The organism is Kitasatospora misakiensis (genome assembly GCF_042656005.1).
Taxonomy (GTDB): domain Bacteria; phylum Actinomycetota; class Actinomycetes; order Streptomycetales; family Streptomycetaceae; genus Kitasatospora; species Kitasatospora misakiensis.
Window position 1 is genome coordinate 59,336 of record NZ_JBHSOF010000021.1, and the last position, 17,918, is coordinate 77,253.

General features: G+C 75.8%; 13 protein-coding genes. 4 read left to right on the plus strand and 9 right to left on the minus strand.

Annotation, left to right across the window (positions count from 1 at the left end; translation table 11 throughout):
* Nucleotides 1-132: 132 nt before the first annotated feature.
* From ACFP3U_RS17955 to ACFP3U_RS17970, 4 genes are read right to left on the minus strand one after another with little or no spacing between them, the layout of a single operon-like run.
* A complete protein-coding gene (locus tag ACFP3U_RS17955) occupies nucleotides 133-3,129 on the minus strand; it encodes a bpX6 domain-containing protein (RefSeq protein WP_380226547.1) in 2,997 nt (998 codons plus the stop codon).
* Entirely contained in the window at nucleotides 3,126-4,892 is a 1,767-nt protein-coding gene (locus ACFP3U_RS17960) for a hypothetical protein (RefSeq protein WP_380226548.1), read from the minus strand. Before ACFP3U_RS17960 ends, ACFP3U_RS17955 begins: the two co-directional genes overlap by 4 nt.
* Complete coding sequence (locus ACFP3U_RS17965; RefSeq protein ID WP_380226549.1) at nucleotides 4,889-5,287, minus strand: bpX5 domain-containing protein; 399 nt, start codon at nucleotides 5,285-5,287, stop codon at nucleotides 4,889-4,891. Before ACFP3U_RS17965 ends, ACFP3U_RS17960 begins: the two co-directional genes overlap by 4 nt.
* A gap of 44 nt (nucleotides 5,288-5,331) precedes the next feature.
* The gene (locus ACFP3U_RS17970; RefSeq protein ID WP_380226550.1) at nucleotides 5,332-6,525 is read right to left on the minus strand and encodes an AAA family ATPase; all 1,194 of its coding nucleotides are present in this window, start codon (nucleotides 6,523-6,525) and stop codon (nucleotides 5,332-5,334) included.
* Nucleotides 6,526-6,738: 213 nt separating this feature from the next.
* On the opposite strand from ACFP3U_RS17970, the gene ACFP3U_RS17975 reads away from it, so the two are divergent.
* Complete coding sequence (locus ACFP3U_RS17975) at nucleotides 6,739-7,647, plus strand: CAP domain-containing protein (protein WP_380226551.1); 909 nt, start codon at nucleotides 6,739-6,741, stop codon at nucleotides 7,645-7,647.
* A 54-nt stretch (nucleotides 7,648-7,701) separates the two neighbouring features.
* Here ACFP3U_RS17975 and ACFP3U_RS17980 read toward each other — a convergent pair whose 3' ends face one another.
* A complete protein-coding gene (locus ACFP3U_RS17980) occupies nucleotides 7,702-8,211 on the minus strand; it encodes a DUF4240 domain-containing protein (protein WP_380226552.1) in 510 nt (169 codons plus the stop codon).
* Between the two features lie 84 nt (nucleotides 8,212-8,295).
* Entirely contained in the window at nucleotides 8,296-10,005 is a 1,710-nt protein-coding gene (locus tag ACFP3U_RS17985; RefSeq protein ID WP_380226553.1) for an MFS transporter, read from the minus strand.
* A 260-nt stretch (nucleotides 10,006-10,265) separates the two neighbouring features.
* Between ACFP3U_RS17985 and ACFP3U_RS17990 the strand changes: the two genes are divergently transcribed.
* Nucleotides 10,266-10,919, plus strand: coding sequence for a transcriptional regulator (locus ACFP3U_RS17990; RefSeq protein WP_380226554.1), 654 nt, complete (start codon nucleotides 10,266-10,268; stop codon nucleotides 10,917-10,919).
* A gap of 5 nt (nucleotides 10,920-10,924) precedes the next feature.
* Here ACFP3U_RS17990 and ACFP3U_RS17995 read toward each other — a convergent pair whose 3' ends face one another.
* Complete coding sequence (locus tag ACFP3U_RS17995) at nucleotides 10,925-11,476, minus strand: hypothetical protein (protein WP_380226555.1); 552 nt, start codon at nucleotides 11,474-11,476, stop codon at nucleotides 10,925-10,927.
* Between the two features lie 159 nt (nucleotides 11,477-11,635).
* Here ACFP3U_RS17995 and ACFP3U_RS18000 point away from each other — a divergent pair, with 159 nt between their 5' ends.
* Nucleotides 11,636-12,946, plus strand: a complete 1,311-nt coding sequence (locus ACFP3U_RS18000; protein ID WP_380226598.1) for a phospholipase D-like domain-containing protein — start codon at nucleotides 11,636-11,638, stop codon at nucleotides 12,944-12,946.
* Nucleotides 12,947-12,959: 13 nt separating this feature from the next.
* Here ACFP3U_RS18000 and ACFP3U_RS18005 read toward each other — a convergent pair whose 3' ends face one another.
* Nucleotides 12,960-14,177, minus strand: a complete 1,218-nt coding sequence (locus tag ACFP3U_RS18005) for an ROK family transcriptional regulator (protein ID WP_380226556.1) — start codon at nucleotides 14,175-14,177, stop codon at nucleotides 12,960-12,962.
* 343 nt (nucleotides 14,178-14,520) lie between these two features.
* Here ACFP3U_RS18005 and helR point away from each other — a divergent pair, with 343 nt between their 5' ends.
* A complete protein-coding gene (gene helR, locus ACFP3U_RS18010; RefSeq protein WP_380226557.1) occupies nucleotides 14,521-16,710 on the plus strand; it encodes an RNA polymerase recycling motor ATPase HelR in 2,190 nt (729 codons plus the stop codon).
* A gap of 203 nt (nucleotides 16,711-16,913) precedes the next feature.
* On the opposite strand, the gene ACFP3U_RS18015 is transcribed toward helR, so the two are convergent.
* On the minus strand, nucleotides 16,914-17,861 hold the full coding sequence (locus tag ACFP3U_RS18015; protein ID WP_380226599.1) for a LysR substrate-binding domain-containing protein: 948 nt from the start codon (nucleotides 17,859-17,861) through the stop codon (nucleotides 16,914-16,916).
* Between the last annotated feature and the right edge of the window lie 57 nt (nucleotides 17,862-17,918).

The window sequence follows — 17,918 nt, forward strand, 5'->3', positions numbered from 1 at the left end:
ATGACACAGATCCTCCTCGGGCGGACGCAGTGAGTAGCGTCGCATGTTCGCAGGGTGGTGTGTCGAGGAAAACCGGAATCCCGGCCCAGCTGATGCCCGGTCAGCGGACGCCGGGCGCGCGGTCGGTGGGGATCAGCGCACGGTCACCCGGAGGTTGGCGAGCAGGGTGGTGCCGTCGGCGGAGGTGGCGAGGACCCGGCCGGAGCGGTGCCGGTAGGTGACGGTGTCGGCGTGTCGGCGCACCTCGATCCGGCCGCCGGACGCGTTCGGGACGAGGACGGTGAGCGCGGGCTCGGAGCACGGGCCGGTGCCCGCGGCGGCGACCAGACCGGTGCCGTCCTCGCTCGTGAGGGTGAGCGCCCAGTGGTCCCCGTCGGTGGCGGGGGCGAGCCGGGCGCGGCCGTCGACGGACAGTTCGGCGTCCGGGAGTTCGGAGGTCCAGCGCAGGACGGTGCGCCCGGGGCCCAGGCCGCCCTCGTCGTCCATCGGCCCGGGGTCCACCGGTTCGGCGGTGAGCAGGCCGCCGGCGGCGAGGGCGACCGGGTCGAGCGCGTCCGCCGGGTCCGTCCGGTACAGCAGCTCCGTCAGGGTGTCGTCCACCCGCAGGCGGGCGCGCAGTTCCCAGCCCGGCAGGTCCCAGCGCCACACCTCGGTGAGCGAGGAGCGCGCGGTCGACGGGGTGCGGACGATCGCCGCGCAGCCGCTAGGGGTCCGCGTGATGCCGCCCAACAGCCGGTGCTCGCCGCCGAGTTCGCGCCACACGGCGGTGGGGCGCGGGGCCAGGGTGTCGAGCACGACGATGCCGCCGTCGGCCTCGGCGAGCAGGTGGCGGCCGTCGTAGGACGGCGCGAACTGCCGGGCCCGCAGGGTGATCCAGGGCCGGACGGTGCGGGTGGCGAGGTCGAGCCGGGCGAGTCCGCGCAGGTCCGGGCCGTGGTCGGTGACCAGCAGGGCGCTTCCCCCGTGGTCGGCGAGGACGAAGCGGTCGGTGGGCGTGTCCCAGTGGGCGCGGGTGCGGCCGTCCGGGCCGAGCAGCCGGGCGCCGGCCTGGCCGCAGGCGACCAGCAGGGAGCCGGAGGCGAGCAGCGCGGCGTCCAGGACCGGCAGCGTGCCGGGCCGGTCGGCCGCCGTGTACCCGGGGGCGGTGCCGCCCGGCCGGGGCAGTGGCCGGGGGCGGGGCAGGTCGGCGGCGGTCAGCGGGTCGGCGCGGTGCAGCAGCTTGTCGAAGAGGGGGTGCTCGGCCGCGCCGGCCGGGCCGCCGTGGGCGCCGAAGCCGCCGTCGCGGACGGCGGCGCGGGCGGCGGTGGTGGCGAGTTCGCGGTCGGTGGCCTGGTCGGCGGCGGGCAGGCCGGCCAGGGTGGCGGCCAGCGCGGAGCGGCCGGTGGTGCCGGGGTCGCCGTCGCCGTCGAGGACGGCGCGGGCGGGCGCCCGGGTGGCGTCCCCGGCGCCCAGCGCCAGCAGGTACGGCAGGGCCCGGCCGCGAGTCGGGCCGCCGAGGGCGACGGCGTCCCGCAGGTCGGCGGCGACCGTGGGGCGCAGTCCCTCGTCCGGCCAGACCGCCTCGACGGCGCCGAGCCGGTCGCCGGCCGCGCGGCAGTGCTCGGCCCAGGCCGCGCGGAGCCCCCGGGCGGCCTGGGGGTCGGTGGCGGTCAGGCGGTCGACGGCGGCGGCGAAGGCGCTCCGGCGGTGGGCGGTGCGGACGGCCCGCTCGTGCTCGCCGGCCCGCCACCAGAGGCGGACCACCAGATCGGCGGCGAGGCTCCGGCCCTCGGCGAGTTCGGCGGCCTGCGCGCTGCGGCCGTGCCGGTCGAGCAGGGCGACCGCCTCGGCGGGCGCGTCCAGCAGGTCGGCGAGGACGAAGGCGGCCTCGTCGAACCGCTCCTGCTGCTCCAGCCGCTCGGCGGCGTGCCGGTAGAGCTCGGTGAGGTGCTGGTGGACGCTGAGGCCGCCGAACGCGCTCGTGGCGGCCGGACCGACGCGGTGCGGGGTGGCGCGGAGCTGCCCGGTGAAGCGCTTGGGCAGGGCGAGGGAGAACCAGGTGCGCGCGGCCGCCCGGCCGTCCTGCCGCTTGCCGGCGAGCGGGACGGCGTCGCGCAGGGCGTCCTCCCAGCGGTGCTGCTCGAAGGCCCGGGTGAGTTCGCTCAGGTAGCGGACGTGCCGCTCGTGGAGCAGGTGGGCGGCGGGGGTGCGCAGGGTGAGGCGGGCGAGCAGGTCACCGAGCCAGGGGCGGCCGGTCCGGCGGGGGGCGGGGGCGCCAGGGCTCGACGGCGCTCCGGTGGAGGTGCCGCCGTCCGCGGTGGCGGTCGCGCTGCCCGTGCCGCTCCTGGCGCTCCTGTCGCGCCTGGCTTCGGCCCAGCGGGAGAGCAGCAGATAGGTGACGGCCGCGGCGACCGAGGTGTAGACCACGACACCCGGGTCGATGGCGCTGCCCTCGAAGAGTCCGAGGCCGTAGAGCACGATGAGGAGCATCGGCAGCAGCACCACCAGGACGACGACGACCGTCGCGCTGCGGTCGTCCAGGGCGGACTGCGAGCCGACGCGCCGCCTGGCGGAGCGCCGGGCGAGCGCGCCGTCGGCGGGCAGGGCCTCGGCGGCGGGCGGCTCGACGGCGGCCAGCCGCCGGGCCCGGGCGGAGGTCGGCCGGATGCCGGCCGCCGCCCTGAGGTCCGGCCGGAGGGTCACGGGCAGGGACTCCTCGACGGGCGCCGCGCCGGACGCCGGGGCGACGCCGAGCGGGCCCGGCCGGTGCAGGGTGAGGCCGGTCAGGAGGAGCCAGTCGGCGGGATCCGGCGACGGCAGCCCGTCGATGGTGTGAGTGACCGTCAGATCGCCCTGTATGAGGATAAGTTGACCGGCCCCAGCGGCCGTATGGAAAGGCGCTCCGACGGCCGCCAGCGCGCCGTGCCCGGTGCGTTCCAAGGGAACCCCCGGGGCCCGGTCGGCCCGGGTGCGGACCGGGTCCGGCAGCTGCAGGAGCCACCGGCCGTCCGGCAGTTCGTTCAACCGCGCGCCCTCGCACCAGAGTTCCAGGACGCGCTCCGCGGCCTCCGGCACGCCGATCAGCGGCACGTCGAGCACGAAGCCCGCCGCCAGGACGGTCCCCGTGGCGCGCCCGGTGGGGGTGTTCACTCGTTGCTCCCGATCACGTGGTGGATCCGGCCGGTGGTGGCGTCGCCGACCACGACCCGGCCGGGCGGGCACTCGCTCGCGATCAGCGGCAGGGTGGGGTGCACGGCCGGCGGGGTGTCGCCGCCGGAGAACCGGCTCAGGGTGCGGACGCTGTCGGCCCGGATCGCGCGCACCATGCGGCTGCCGGGCGCCCAGGTGATCAGCACCGGCTCGCGCCGGTCGTGGACCAGGCCGACCACCTCGGCGTTCTCCCGGAACGACAGTCGCCGCTCCTCGCCGAGCCTGGTCCAGACGGTCCACGTCCGGCCGTTGTCGGACCAGGCGGCCGTGCCGCCCGCGTGCACCAGGTGCCGGGCCCGCGCCGCCTCCGGCTGCGGCGTCCGGTCGAACAGCCGTGGCTCGCGGTACCGTTCGAAGCCGTGCGGGCCCTCCGTGCGGCGGCCCACCGGCCCGTCGTCGGTGACCGCGCCGTCGGGCGCGATCCGCCGCCACCGGCCGGCGATCGGGACGAGCAGGTCCTCCCCGGAGCGCAGCAGCGGCAGCACGGGGCGGCTCGCCAACTGCTCCGCGACCGTCCCGTCGAGGCCGAGGAAGGCCGGGTCGAGGACGAACTCCGCCGTCCCGCCGATCGGTCGCCCGCTGACGTAGCGGAGTACCCGGCCGCGGTGCAGGTGCAGGGCGATCAGCCGTCGGCCGGTCCGGCCTGCGGCGATCACCTGGCCGTTCAGGCGGTGCGACTTGGACCGGGTGACGGCGGCGTTCCTGTACTCGGCGTCGCGCACGTCCGTGGCGAGCAGGGTCCCCCCGTCCAGGCCGCCGCGGACGAGCAGGACGGGGGCGTCGGTGGTGAAGACGGGCATGGCCCGGCCGAGCGGGCCGGCCCCGTCGGCGGGCGGCGGGACGACGACCGGCCCGTTCCGCCGGAACTCCGCGCCGCGCAGCGCCCGGACGGCGATGTCGGCGGCGGGCAGCGCCAGTTCGAGCGCGGTGCGGTCGAGGCGGACGGTGACGTGGGTGGCGCCCGCCGGGCCCCAGCGGGTCGCCTCGGCGGCGAGGACGCGCGGCTGGACGGCGGACGGGCCCGGGGCGGCGGACGGGAGCCGATCAGCGAGCCCGTCGGCCAGTCGGTCGACGAGTCGCTCGGCCAGCCGCTCGGCGAGTCGGGGCGAGGTGAGCAGCCAGGCCCGGTCGGCGGCGTCCAGGTCGGCGACGGCGTCCCGCACGTCCTCGGCGGTCGGCTCGGCGGTGCGGCGGGCCGCGAGCCAGACGGGCAGCAGGTCGGCGGGTTCGCCGGAGATCCAGCGGCCGGGCCGGTCGCCGAGCACGCCCACCAGCAGTTCGCTGCCGTGGGCGGCGGCCCGGCGGTGCAGCACGAGCAGCGCGGCCAGCTGGACCAGTCGGCCGGGCCCGGCCTGGGACGGGCCGGCGTCGACCAGCACGACCGTCCGGCCGCGGGCCTCGGTGGTGCGGAACTCGGGTTCGAGGTAGAGGAGTTCGCGGTCGACGAAGCGGCGCAGGAACTCCTCGGGGTGCTCCTCGGCGAGCAGCCACTCGCTGGGCAGCAGCTGTTCGGGCCGTCCTGACCGGCCGAGCCCGCCCGTGCCGTCCGGCTCCCCCGGCCCGTCGGTCACCGGTTCGCGGGCGCCGACGAGCGCGTCCAGGCGTCGCACCAACGGCCCGAGGGCGACGGCGAGTTCGAGGCTCAGGGCGGACAGCGGCCCGGCCCAGGGGGCGAGGGCGGCCGGCAGCCGGGTACCGCTCACCACCCGGCCCGCGAGGCGAGGGGCGCGAGGGCGTCCGGGTCGGTGGCGGGGGCGGGCGGGGCAGCGACCAGGGCGTGACCCGGGACGAGCGCGCAGAGGTCGCCGGGCCGGGCCCCGAGGGCGGCGCGCCAGAGGGTGGCGGCGGGGCGCGGGCGGGCGGTGGTGGGGAGGAGCAACTCGCCGTCGTGGCCGAGGTAGTGGGCGCCGTCCGACCACGGGAGGTCGCGTTCGTCCCCGAGGACGAGCAGGGTGGTGTCGTCGGCGAGCACGCCGAGCCGGGCGCCGTCGGTGAGCCGCTCCCGGGTGGCGGCGGCGAGGGCCGGGACGGCGTCGCCGACCGCGAGGACGGCGGCGGCGGTCAGCGGGGGCTCGCGGCGCTCCCAGGTCAGCGCCACGGCGACTGGGGCACTGGCGGGCGCTGGGTTCGGGTGGTCGGCGGTCACGAGGGGGCGACCGCCGCGACGAGTTCGGCGCGTATGCCGGCGAGCGCGTCCGGCAGGTCGGCCGGGGCGAACCCGGCGTCGATCTCGCGCAGCGCGGCCTCCAGGCGGAGCCGGGAGTCGCGGCCCTCGGGCAGGTCGCGGTGGTCAGCGAGCAGGGCGGCGCCGGTGCGGGCGAGTCGTTCGGCGCGGGCGGCCGTGCTGCGCGAGAGCTCCTCGGCGGCGTTGGCGAGGCTCTGGTTGGCGGCCTTCTCGATGAGGTCGGCGAGGGTGTCGCGGGCCAGCGCCTGGGTGTCGGCGGTGGGGGCGATCAGCGGCAGGACCCACAGGTCACGGGCGGTGGCGGTGGTCCGGCCGTCCAGCACGGCCGCGGCCGCGACCAGTCGCTGCGAGCGGACGGCCCGTCGGTCGCCGACCGGCACCCCCACGGAGCGCAGCCGGCGCAGCGCGGTGGCGAGCAGCGGGGTGACGGCGTCGAGGTCGCAGCCGCGGGCGGCGGCGGCGAGCCGGTCGAGCGCGCCGAGCAGGCCGTCCGGGCCGAGCGGGTGGTCCGGGTCGCCCTGGCGGAACGGCGCGGGGGCCGCCGGGCGGCGGCCGGCCTCCAGGAGCTCCTCCAGCCGGGCGTCGGCGACCGGGTCGACGAAGACCCGGGCGAGGAAGCGGTCGGCGAAGGCGGCGAGCGCCGGATCCTCCGGCAGGTGGTTGGCGGCGCCGACGCAGACCCGCAGCGGGCTGGCGAGCACGGTGCCGCCGCGCCGGAAGACGCGCTCGTTGAGCAGGCCGAGCAGGGTGTTGAGGACAGCCGTGGAGCCGAGGAAGACCTCGTCGAGGAAGGCGATGTCGGCCTCGGGCAGCATGCCGGCGGTCTCGAACTCGACCCGGCCCTCGCGCAGGCTGCGCAGGTCGACCGGGCCGAACAGCTCGTTGGGTTCGGTGAACCGGCCGAGCAGGTACTCGAAGTAGCGGCCGCCGAGCTGTCCGGCCACCCGCCGCACGGCCTCCGACTTGGCGGTGCCGGGCGGGCCGACGACCAGCAGGTGCTCACCGGCGACCGCGCAGAGCGCCACCACCTCGCCGACCGTTTCACGGTCGACCATGCCGCGGCCGGCGGCGGTCACGGCGGCCGCGATCAGCTCGGAGTCCTGGCGGAGCGCGGCGGCGGGGGCGTCGGACGGAGTACGGATGTCGGTCACGAGCACCGGAGTCTACGGGGCCCGGATCCGCCGTCACCAGCGGGTTTCCGCCGGCACCGGCCGCTGGCCGCTACCCGGCGCGCCCGGGCCGGCGTAGACGCGTGATGTACGGCGGATGTACCGAGCGCTGATCGATCGTCGACACCCGCCTGGTGTCCTGCTCGGGCCCGCGGCCGCCGTCGGACGCGGGCCATCGAGCTGAAGGAGAACACCGTGTCAGACACCTCCGCCCCGGTCACCGGCGTCGGCAGCAGGCTGGCGAGGCTGGCGCTCGCCGCGTGCACGCTCTCGGTGAGCGGTCTCGCCCTGGTCGCCGCACCGGCGAACGCCGCCACGACGGACGTGGTCGAGCAGTCGATCACGATCCAGGACCACCAGAACCACCACGCGCTGGCCACCGCGGACGGGGAGGGTTCCCGGATCGTCGCGCGCTCCTACCGGGACGCCTCCACCCAGTTCTGGATCTCCAACAAGCCTAACGGCCGGGTCGACTTCGTCCGCAACGTCAACGGCACCGAGCGCGTCGTCGAGATGGACCTCAACGACGGCCGGACCACCCAGTTCATCCACTGGTGGGCGGGCGACAACCAGCAGTGGACCCTGGAGAACGCCGCGGAGGGCGGCACCTACCTGCACAACGCCCGGGACAACCGCTGCCTGACCTACCACGGCCAGGACCGCGAGGTCACCGTCGAGACCTGCGACGGCACCATGTCCCAGCGGTTCGACCTGGTGCCCGGTTCCGGCACCACCCCGCCGTCGACGCCCTCGGCCGAGCAGCGCTTCCTCCAACGCCTGAACGAACTGCGCGCCCAGTACGGCAAGGCGCCGGTCCGGCTCAACCCGACCCTCGCCCAGGCCGCCCAGTGCAACGCCGGCCAGATGGACCAGCGTCACGTCTCCGGCCACTTCTGCGACTCGGCCGGCGTCGCCAAGGGCCTCGGGTACAACGCGCGGGCCTGGGGCGAGATCGCCTTCTACGGCCCCACCAGCGTCGACGCCGCCTTCGACGGCTGGGTGAGGTCCCCCCTGCACCTCGGGATCATGGTCGGCGACTACGCCGAGGTCGGCCTCTCCCACGTGGGCGCGGCCTCCTGGAACGCCGACTTCGCCACGCGCTGAGCCGTCCACGGCGGCGGGCGGACGGCGGCGGGCGGTGGACGCGGCGGTGGACCGCTAGAGGTTCGGCCAGCCCTCGCGGTTGGAGCAGGACTCGAAGTCGTAGCGGGTGACGTGCTCCCATTCCTCGCCCGTCGCCGTCTCGTAGGCCTCCTCGTGGGCGTACAGCAGGGACTCGCCGCTGCGGAAGGAGTGCGCGGCGAACAGCGCCGGGTCGGCACGCACCTGCTCGTACGCGGCGCGGCCGGCGGCGACCACGGCGGCTCGGGCGTAGAGGAAGCCGTCGTCGCTCAGCGGCAGCGGCTCCTCCTCGGGGTCGTCCGGGTCCACGGCCCGCTGGGTGCCGTACTCCTCGCGATCGAGACCGTACAGGGCCTCGGCGAAGCGTTCGCCGAAGCCGACGATCTCCTCGACCGGCCCGGCGGCGAGGGCCGCGGTGAGCCGCTCGCAGCCGTCGTCGAAGGTGGCGCACACGGCGACCGCGGGCGCGCCGCCGATCAGGTCGATCAGTTGCCAGAAGCGCTCCCAGGGCAGTTCGGGCGCCGGTGCCTCGTCGATCGTGCTCACGATGGTGCTCTTCCGTTCCGTCCTCGGGTGGATCGGGGACATCGTGGCACAGGCCACCGACATCCCGGCCGCGCCGACGGACCACTACAGCGACGAGCCCTCCGCCGCCGGCTGAACGGTCGGTGGCCGGCCCTCGCCCTCGGCCTGCGCCGGTAGCGGCACCGGTAGCGCCAGCGGCAGCGGTCCGGCGGTGGCGTCGAAGGCGTGCGTCACCTCCGGCGCCGTGCCCGGGCGGAGCAGCGCCCGGGCCGCCTCCTCGTCCCGGCGGTCGGCGGCCGTCAGCCGGCCGCCGTGCTGGGCGAGGTGCTCCGCCCAGGAAGAGACCAGGTACGTCTCGACGAAGCGCTCGGGCTCGCCGCCGTCCTGGTAGAGGCCCCAGCTGAGCGCCCCGGTCCGGCGGCGCGAGGCGGCGACCCGGCGCATCCGCTCGGCGAAGGCGGCCCGGTCCGCCGGCGCCACCCGGTACCCGACGGTGACGAGCACCGGCCCGTCCGCGCGCCCCGGTTCGAACACCAGCGGCGGCACCGGCCAGTGGCCGGACGGCGTCGGATCGACCCCCTCGCCGCCAAGCAGCGGCAGCCGACGGCCGGCCACCGCGCCCGCGAGCAGCAGGGCAGCGGCGGCCAGCAGGGCGACGCCCGGCCCGGGTCCGTCCGCCAGCAGCCCCCACAGCGGGGCCGCCAGCGCCTGACCGCCCTGGAAAACCAGCAGATAGACGGCCAGCCCACGGGCCCGCACCCAGCCGGGCAACCGGGTCTGCACCGCCGCGTTCAGGGTGGACAGCGCGCCGATCCAGGCGACCCCGGCGGGCAGCAGCACGAGGCCGACCAGCCAGGGCGCCCGTACCGTCGCCACGACGGCCAGCACCCCGGCGAGCACCACCGTGCCCGCCGTCAGCGTGCCGTTGGCCCCCAGCCGGCGCCGGAGGACCGGCAGCGCGAACGCCCCGCCCACCGCGCCGACCCCGACCGCCCCGAGCAGCAGCCCGTACCCCCCGGGGCCGAGCCCCAGCGACTGCCGCGCGACCAGCGGCAGCAGCGCCCACAGCGCCCCCGCCCCGGGGACGAACAGCGCGGTGCGCAGCAGCACCCGCCGCACACCGGGCGCGTGCCGCACATACCGGCGGCCCGCCTGCACGGCCGCCGACAGCCCCTCCTCCCGGAGCGCGGCCGGGCCGGTCGGCGCGGGCCGGCGCCAGCGCAGCAGCACCGCGACGACGCAGAGGTAGGAGACGGCGTTGAAGGCGAAGACCCAGCCCGCGCCCGCCGCCGCGACCACCGCGCCGCCGACGGCCGGGCCGACCGCCCGGGCGAGGTTCATGCTGACGGCGCCGAGCGCCGCCGCCTGGGCGAGCTGCGGGCGCTCCACCAGCTCCGGCTGGACGGCCTGCCAGGCCGGTCCCATGACGGCGGTGCCGCAACCGAGCAGGAAGGTCAGGCCGAGCAGCGGCCCGGGGGCCAGGGCGTCCGCGAAGGCCAGCGCCGCGAGGACGGTGGCGACGGCGAACATCGTGAACTGCGCGGCCAGCAGCACCGAGCGGCGGTCGTGACGGTCCGCCAGGACGCCGGCGGGCAGGGCGAGCAGCACGACCGGCAGGCTCGCGGCGGTCTGCACCAGGGCCAGCAGCGCGGCGTCGTGCCCGACCAGCAGCCACTGGGCGCCGACGGTCTGCATCCAGCCGCCGACGTTGGAGACGAGTTGCGCGATCCACAGGGCGCGGAAGACCCGGGACGCGAGCGGCGCCCACGCCGAGTCGTCGGCCGGGCGTCGGGCGGGGGGTGTCACTGTGCTCATACCGGTCCGTTGCGGGTGGGGGTCGGGGGCCACGGGCCCGACGGAACGGCGGCCGGAGGTACGGCGGTCCGGCGTCGGCAGAACGGAGGCTAGGGCGGGCCGGGCACCCGGGTGTGCCGCTGGACGCACCGACACTGCCCCGAGAGCGCACTGGCCTAGGGCCCGTCCGGACCGTCCACGGCGTGCCACAGGACGGGACGGGTCCGGCACGGTAGTAATGAGGACCCGGGGGCCGGACCAGCGACACGGAGGCGCCGCACATGCCGTCGGACCAGTCGATCGAACACCAACTGCGGGACCTACGCGCCGAATTGACGCCACCCGGCGAAGATCAGCCCGCCCTGGTACGGGAGTTCGCGACCGGCCGGGGGCGACTCGGCGCGCTCGCCGTGCTGGCCGCGCAGCAGGAGCGGATCATCGCCTCCGATCGCCGCAGCCTGCTGCTGCTCGCCACCCGATGCGCGGACGAGCCACTGGGGGCCTGGTTCGCCGGGCTCGCGGACGGGGAGAGCGCGGCCCTGCGGACGCTGCCCGCCCTGGCCGCCGCCTGCGGGCCGGCGACGGACCGGGAGCCGTTGGCGGGCTGCCAGGCCTATCCGGCGTACCTGGCCTGGCTGGCGCTGAACGGCCGCCCGCCCGCCGTCGCGGCGGCGCTGGTTGCCAACTTCACGGCCTGGGGCGGCTACTGCGCGGCTCTGGCGGGGGCGCTGCGGCGGTTCCACGGGTTCGACGAGGAGGCCTGCGCCTTCTTCGACTTCTTCGCGCAGCCCGCCACCGCGCTGGAGCAGGCGGCGGCCGAGGCCCTAGGACCGGCGGGGCTCACCGGTCCGGACCTCGCCGCCGCCCGCGAGTACGGTCGGCTGCTCCAGGCCTACGAAGGGCTGTTCTGGAGCACGCTCGCCGAACTCCCCTGAGGTGATCAGGCCTGCCAGTGCGGCTTGCCGCTGACCATCCGGCAGGTGATCACGCGGCCACCGGCCTCGTGGGTGGTCCGGCCGAGGTCGGCGTCGCGGCAGAACTGGCCGGCCTTGTAACAGTTGCCCGCGTTGGACTTGATCTCGCAGTCGCCGGTGGCGGCGGGCTTGGTCTCGGCGGGCGTCGGATCGGTGGTCGCCTTGGGCTGCGGGGTCGCCCTGGTGGGCGTCGGCTGCGCCTTGGCCGGGGCGGTGGGCGCGGCCGGCTCAGGCACGGCGGCCTTGGTCGGCTCGGGCGCGACGGTGGTCGGCGTGACGGTGGTCGGCACGGCGGCCGGGGGCGGCGTCGGGACGGGCGCGGCCGGCGGCGTGGTGGCCACCGGCGCCGGCGCGGCCGGGGTGGTGGCAGCGGGCGGGGTGGTGGCGGGCGCGGAGACCGCGACGGTGGCGGTGTCCGCCGTCGTCGGGTCACAGCCGGTGAGCGCCAGGCCGACGGTGAGGACGAGTCCGGCGACGGCGGCCAGGCCGCGACGACCACCGCGCATCCGTGAAGACATGGACGTGAACACTCCGTTCCATTTGAAAAGAGAGTGGTGAGTCAATCAGAGCTGTCACACAATCCGTCCATCGTTCAAGCACTTGTGAGCAGATCGAGACCTGGTGATCACGGAGCGTCGATCCACCGGGGCCGCGCACTACACTGCGCGTCCGTGATCATGAACAGAAACGTTTCAGCACTCGCCCTCGCCGCCGCGCTCGCCGCCGGCACCCTCGCGGGCACCACGGTCGCGGGCAGCACCGCCGCGGCCGCTGAGCCGCAGGCTCAGCCGACGCTGACCACCGGGGCCGTCTTCAACAACCCGACGGACACCGCCCAGCAGAACGCGATCTTCGCGCACCTCTCGCACCTGATCGACGGCGCGGTGCCGGGGTCCACCATCAAGACCTCCCAGTACGTGCTGGGTTCCGACTGGCTGGCCGACCGGCTGACGGCGGCGCACCTGCGCGGGGTCAACGTCGAGGTGCTGCTCGACAGCGCCAGCCCGAAGCACTGGGCCGGCGGCACCACGTACACCAAGCTGGTCCAGGGACTGGCCCAGAAGACCGCCAAGTCCGGGACGTCGTGGGTGAACGTCTGCCCGGACAACCAGGCCTGCCTGGCCCTCGACCCCAACCCCAAGGACACCTACTACAGCAACAACCACAACAAGTTCTGGCTCTTCTCCGCCACCACCGGCAGTTCGACCGGCACCGTCCCGGTCAACGACGTGGTCGTGCAGACCTCCGCGAACCAGACCCCCTGGGACCGGACCACCGCCTGGAACGACGCCCTGACCGTGGTCGGCAACAAGGAGCTGTACGCCGCCTACGCCACCTACTTCGGCGACCTGGAGGCGGCGCGCGCGGACCGCAGCAAGCAGGTCGCCGACTACCCGACGGCGTACCAGGCGGGCAGCGCCAAGGTGTACTTCTTCCCCCGCTCCGGCACGGACGTCGTCCTCGACATCCTCAACACGGTCGACAACCCGGTGAACGGCCGGCCCGCCTGCTACGGCAACTCCGCCGGCTTCGGCACGACCGACGGCCGCACGGTGATCCGGATCGCCATGCACCAGATCTCCCGCATCGAGATCGCCCGGAAGCTGTGGGAGCTCGACGACGCCGGCTGCTACGTCGACATCGTCTACCGCGATCTCGACACCAACGGCACCGCCGTCCGCGACCAGCTGACCAAGCCGACCAGGTTCGGCGGCATCGCCCTGCACCGGCTGAACGACGACGCGGCGGGCCGCACCGCGACGCACTCCAAGTACCTGCTGGTGGAGGGCGGTTACAAGGGACTGCCGGACCAGAAGATCGTCTGGACCGGCAGCCACCCGTACACGTACATGGGGCTGACGAGCAACGACGAGGCGCTGCTCAAGTACGAGGACGCCGCGGTGCACGACGCCTACCGGGAGAACTTCCAGACCCAGCGCGCCGCCGCCGACCGGCAGACGGCACAGACGGCGCAGACGGCGCCGTAGCGGCCCGGCCCGGTCAGTCCACCAGGGCCGAGCGGCGCTCGAACACCTCGGGCCGGGCGCGGTCGAGGGCGGTGGCGACGGCGCCGAGGAGGACGGCCTCCTCGCCGAGGCTGCTCGGCGCGAGAGCGGGCCGCATCGGGGTGAGGCCGTGCAGGGCCTGGCCGAGGGGTTCGAGCAGGAGGTCCGCGCTGGCGCCGATGCCGCCGCCGAGGACGATCAGGTCCGGGTCCAGCACGGCGGACAGCACGGCGAAGGCGTAGGCGAGCCGGTCGGCCGCGCGGTGCACGGCGGTGGCGGCGAGCGGGTCGCCGGCGCGGGCCGCGTCGAAGACCTGCCTGGCCGTCAGCGGGCCCGTCATGCCGAGGTCGAGCGCCGTCCGGACGACGGCGTCCGCGGCGGCGGCCTGCTCGACGGTCCCGCCCGGGGTGCCGTCGGGGTGCGGCGGGAGCGGGACGAGGCCCACCTCGCCGAGCGCGCCGTGCGCGCCGACCAGCGGTTCGCCGTCCTTGACCACGCCGACGCCGATTCCCGTCCCGACCAGCACATAGGCGAACATCCGGCTGCCGCTCCCCCGGCCGGCCCCCAGGGTGTACTCGCCGAGCGCGGCGAGGTTGGCGTCGTTGCCGACGGTGATCCCGGTCCCCAGACCGGCCGCGATCCGGTCGAACAGCCCGGGTCTGCCCCAGCCGGGCAGGCTGGTCGCGTACCGCACGCCGCGCCGTTCCTCGTCCCAGACCCCGGGGGTGGCGATCACCGCGTGCACGATGCCGGACGCCGCGACCCCGGCCTCGGCGGTGGTCTCCCGGGCCGCGGCCACCACGGCGTCGGCCACCGCGTTCGCCGTCCGCCCCTTGTTCGGGACGTCCCGGCGGGCCACGATGTCCCCGGCGAGGTCCGCGACGGCGACCCGCAGCCGGGCCCGGCCGATGTCGACGCCGAGCACGTGCCCGGCGAGCGGGTCGGGCTCGTACAGGACGGCGGTGCGCCCGCGCTCGGGGACGAACCGCCCGGCCTCGCGGGCCAGCCCGGCCTGTTCGAGGGCGGCCAGCGCGGTGGAGACGGTGGGCTTGGACAGCCCGGTGTCGCGGGCGAGTTGGGCGCGCGAGGACGGGCCGCCGAGGCGCAGCCGTTCGAGCAGCAGCCACTCGTTGTTGCTGCGCAACCGCTGCCGGTTCCACGGCTGCGCCGGCGCGGGGCCCGGCGGAACGGTGGTCGGCAGGTCGCGGCTCATCAGGTCCTCCGGTCTGGGGCGCTGCTTCCGGGCACGCCGCTCGGCGCCCCGGCCTGGGCACCAGCCAGTATGACCCGTCGTCAGGGCGCTCACCGGTGGGTTTCCGTCCGGGGTGGACACGCGCGGACACGCGCGGACGGGACGCGGAGGGGAGGAAGGGAAGCGCGGCGGGAGCGGTAGGGCGTCACACTCCTCTTGCCACTCTCAAGATATAGCGCAAGGGGGGCCTTGCCGCAAGGCCCCCGTCCTGCCGCACAATCGTCAACCTCACCGCTACCGGCCCACCTGGGAGTTTTGCTCAGTGCACCAGCCCCTGTCGGATTCACGGATCGGAACCGCTGCCATGACCACCCTCACCACCAGCGCGTTCGACCTCCCCGACCGTCTCGCCCCCAAGGCCGACCCCGCGCTGATCGGCCGGGACGAGCGGCACTTCGCGGCCGTCGCGGAGAGCCTGGAGCGGGCGATCGCCGAGGCCTCCGACACCCTCGACGCCGCGCGCCGGGCCCCCGGCGGCGCCGGCCGGGCCGCGATGGACCGGGATCTGGAGGTCCACCGCCTGACCGGCCGGCTGCGCGCCCTACGCCGCTTCGGGCTGGACCTGTGCCTGGGGCACATCGTCCCGGCGGAGGACGCGGAGCCGGTGTACATCGGGCGCCTCGGTCTGACCGACAGCGAGGGCCGCCGGCTGCTGCTCGACTGGCGTTCGCCCGCGGCCGAGCCGTTCTTCGCCGCGACCCACGCCAACCCGATGGGCCTGGCCAGCCGCCGCCGCTACCGCTGGACGGGCAGCCGGATCACCGACTACTGGGACGAGGTGTTCGCGGCCGAGGGGCTCGACGGGCACGCCGCGCTGGACGACCAGTCCGCGTTCATCGCCACGCTGGGCAGCAGTCGTTCGGAGCGGATGCGGGACGTGCTCGCGACCATCCAGGCCGACCAGGACACCATCGTCCGGGCCGGCTCGCGCGGCGCGCTGGTCGTCGACGGCGGCCCGGGCACGGGCAAGACCGTGGTCGCCCTGCACCGCTCCGCCTACCTGCTCTACTCCGACCCGCGCCTCGGGCACCGGCGCGGCGGCCTGCTGTTCGTCGGCCCGCACCAGCCGTACCTGGACTACGTCGCCGACGTGCTGCCCAGCCTCGGCGAGGAGGGCGTACGGACCTGCACGGTGCGGGACCTGCTCCCCGAGGGCGCGGGCGCGACGGTCGAGCGCGACCCGGAGGCGGCCCGGCTGAAGGCCTCGGTGGACATGGTGCGGGCGGTGGAGAAGGCCGTGCGGATCTACGAGGAGCCGCCCACCGAGGGCATGACGGTCTCCACCGACTGGGAGGACCTCTGGCTGAGCGCCGACGACTGGGCCGAGGCCTTCGAGGCGCCCGACCCGGGCACCCCGCACAACGAGGCGCGCGAGCAGGTCTGGGCCGAGCTGGCGGAGCTCCTGCTGGCCAAGATGGACGGCGGCGAGGACATCCCGGTCGAGCTGTTCCTGCGCTCGCTGCGGCGGGACGAGGAGCTGGTCGAGGCCCTGCACCGCGCCTGGCCGCTGCTGGAGGCCGCCGACCTGGTCGGCGACCTGTGGACGGTGCCCGCCTACCTGCGACTGTGCGCCCCGTGGCTCGCCCCCGAGGAGGTGCGCCGGTTGCAGCGCGCCGAGGCGCAGGCCTGGACGGTGTCCGACCTGCCGATCCTGGACGCGGCGCGCCAGCGGCTCGGCGACCCGGAGGCCGCCCGCCGCCGGCGTCGGCAGGAGGCCGCCCTCGCCGCCGAACGCGACCGGATGGCCGAGGTCATCACCGACATCCTCGCCGCCGACGACGACGGCGAGGGGGCCGTCGCCATGCTGCGCGGCCAGGACCTCAAGGACACCCTGGTCGACGGGAGCGCCCTGCCCGCCGCCGACCCGGACCGGCTGGCCGGCCCGTTCGCGCACATCGTGGTGGACGAGGCCCAGGAGCTGACCGACGCCGAGTGGCAGATGCTGCTGCTGCGCTGCCCGTCGCGCAGCTTCACCATCGTCGGGGACCGGGCCCAGGCCCGGGACGGCTTCACCGAGTCCTGGCAGGAGCGGCTGGCCCGGATCGGTCTTGACCGCGCCGAGGTGGCCTCGCTGAGCGTCAACTACCGCACGCCGGAGGAGGTCATGGCGGAGGCCGAACCGGCCATCCGGGCCGCCCTGCCGGACGCCAACGTGCCCACCTCGGTGCGCCGCAGCGGGGTGCCCGTCACCCACGGCACCGTCGACGAGCTGGACGGGGTGCTGGCCGCCTGGCTCGACACCCACCCGGAGGGCACGGCCTGCGTCATCGGCGACGCGGCCTTCGCGGCGGAGTTCGCTGCGAGCTGCCGCGAGGAGTTCCGGGCCACGCCCCGGATCCGCGCGCTCACTCCGCGGCTGGCGAAGGGCCTGGAGTTCGACCTGGTCGTCCTGGTCGACCCGGCGGGCTTCGGCGAGGGCGTCGGCGGCGCGGTCGACCGCTATGTCGCGATGACCCGGGCGACCCGGCAGCTCGTGGTCCTCACCGGCGCCTGACCGGCCCTCGGCCCCGGCCCGGGTGGCGGTGGCGGTGACACCCCGTCACCGTCACCGCCGTCCTCACCGCCGCAGGCCGACGAGGTGTTTGCAAAATCGCGACTTTGCAAAGTCACGTCGCTTCGGACCAGGCAGCACTAGGCAAAATCGCGTCGCATCGGCTCGGGCAAAACTTTGCAAAGTCATGACTTTGCAAACAGGCCCTACTTCCCCCCACCCGGACGGAGGACCCGGCGCACCGCGCCGCGCAGCCACTGGTGGGCCCCGTCGGCGGTGTGGCGCGGGTGCCAGGCCATACCGATCGTCAGCGGCGGTAGCGGCAGCGCGATGTCCAGCAGGCGCAGTCCCATCGCACGCGCCGCGTCACTGAGCGGCGACGGGGGCTCGCCCGGCAGCGCGACCGGCACCAGGCAGACCACGTCCCCGGCGGCGGCCAGCGCCATCGCCGCCAGGTGCCCGTGCAGGACGACGCTGACCCGCCGGCTGAGCTCCTGCTCGGCCAGCGCCGCGTCCAGCGGACCGGTGAAGCGCCCCCGTCGGCTGACCGCCACATGCTCGGCCGCGGCCAGCCGGGCTGGCGTCAGGGTCCCTTCGGTCAGCGGGTGCCCGGCCCTGACCCCGGCCGCCATCCGCAGCGTGACCAACTCCTCGACCAGGGTCTCCGGGTCGACGTGGCCGATGGATCCGACCTCCAGGTCGATCCGGCCCTCGCGCAGCGCGGGGCCGGCCTCCCACTCCTCGCCCAGCACCCGCAGCGAGACGCCGGGCGCCCGGCGCCGGGCCAGTTCGAGCAGGCCGGGCGCCAGCGCCGCGCCGACCACGTCCGCCGCCTGGACGGTGAAGGTGCGCCGCAGGGCGGCGGGGTCGATCCCGCCGCTCGGGGTGAGCAGCGCCTCCAGCCGGCGCACCACCGCGGCGGCCTCGTCCCGCAGCTCCTCGGCGCGGGGTGTGGGCACCATCGCCTGCCCTGCCCGCACCAGGAGCGGGTCCTGGAGCACCCGGCGCAGCCGGGCCAGGGTGCGGCTCATCGCGGCGGGCGAGGTGTGCAGTCGCGCGGCGGCCCGGGTGACGCTCTGCTCGGTCAGCAGGGCGTCGAGGGCGACCGCGAGATTGGCGTCGAGGTTCGAATCTGGGCTGGTCACCGGTGTTATTCCGTTTCGGGCAATGATTGGATGCTGAAGTTCCCATTGTGGCAACGCGGGTCGGAT